Raw genomic sequence first — 477 nt, 5'->3', positions numbered from 1 at the left:
AGCGGCGGCTTTGGCAATCGAAAAACCCATTTTGCCGGAACTGTGATTACTGATGAAACGGACAGGATCCAGCGGCTCACGGGTCGGACCTGCGGTCACCATAATGTTCAGATGGGCCAGATCGTTGCGCGAAGAGAAATGCGCGTTTGCCATATCAACAATCACCAGCGGATCGAGCATGCGTCCCGGACCTACGTCGCCACAAGCCTGACTGCCGCTGTCAGGGCCCCACAACAACGTGCCCCGCGCCGCCAGGCTTTGCAGATTTTCCTGCGTGACGGCAGCGCGATACATTTGCTGATTCATCGCAGGGAGCACCGCGACCGGCGCGGCTGTCGCCAGACAAACCGTCGTCAGCAGATCATTCGCCATACCGGCATTCATGCGGGCCAGCAAATCCGCCGTGGCGGGGGCGATAATCACTAAATCAGCCCATTTTCCTAACTCAATGTGACCCATTGCCGCTTCAGCTGCGGG

Annotated in this window: 1 protein-coding gene; it reads right to left on the bottom strand. The window is 58.5% G+C overall.

What is annotated here, in order from left to right:
• Window positions 1–477: phosphopantothenoylcysteine decarboxylase (locus ACM615_RS23945; protein ID WP_431012634.1), on the bottom strand; the 477-nt coding region annotated here is incomplete at both ends.

Origin of the sequence: Rahnella sp. PAMC25617, assembly GCF_050606005.1 — a bacterium.
Classification (GTDB): Bacteria; Pseudomonadota; Gammaproteobacteria; order Enterobacterales; family Enterobacteriaceae; genus Rahnella; species Rahnella variigena.
Note: the sequence above shows the minus strand (reverse complement) of the source record. Positions and strands in the feature narration are given on the sequence as shown.